Source organism: Limnovirga soli (genome assembly GCF_013106755.1).
GTDB classification, from domain to species: Bacteria; Bacteroidota; Bacteroidia; order Chitinophagales; family Chitinophagaceae; genus Limnovirga; species Limnovirga soli.
This window is the reverse complement of record NZ_WHPF01000048.1, coordinates 1-456: the sequence shown is the minus strand read 5'-3', so window position 1 is coordinate 456 and position 456 is coordinate 1. Positions and strand designations below refer to the sequence as shown.

Annotated in this window: 1 protein-coding gene; it reads left to right on the top strand. The window is 41.0% G+C overall.

What is annotated here, in order from left to right:
- Positions 1–111: 111 nt before the first annotated feature.
- The coding region (locus GD597_RS21710; RefSeq protein WP_171610016.1) for a hypothetical protein at positions 112–456 on the top strand (345 nt) is incomplete at its 3' end.

Genomic DNA, 456 nt, shown 5'->3' with positions numbered 1-456 from the left:
GACCTGGTAGTAAATAAATTGAATACCGTTGATACTGCGGCTATGTTAAGTCCTTATGCACGCACTCAAACCATGTTGGATTCTTTGAATGCGGCTGACAACAAAATCAACATGAAATTGAATATTGCTGATACAGCGGCTATGTTGAGCCCTTATGCTACTATCAGCAACCTTAACAGTACTGCTGACAGCAAATTAAATATCGCTGATACGGCTGCCATGTTGAGCCCATATGCACGCACACAAACCATGTTGGATTCTTTGAATGCGGCTGATAATAAAATCAACCTGAAATTGAATATTGCTGATACGGCTGCTATGTTGAGTCCTTATGCTACTATCAGCAACCTTAACAGTGCTGCTGACAGCAAATTAAATATCGCCGATACTGCGGCTATGTTAAGTCCTTATGCACGCACTCAAACCATGTTGGATTCTTTGAATGCAGCTGATAAT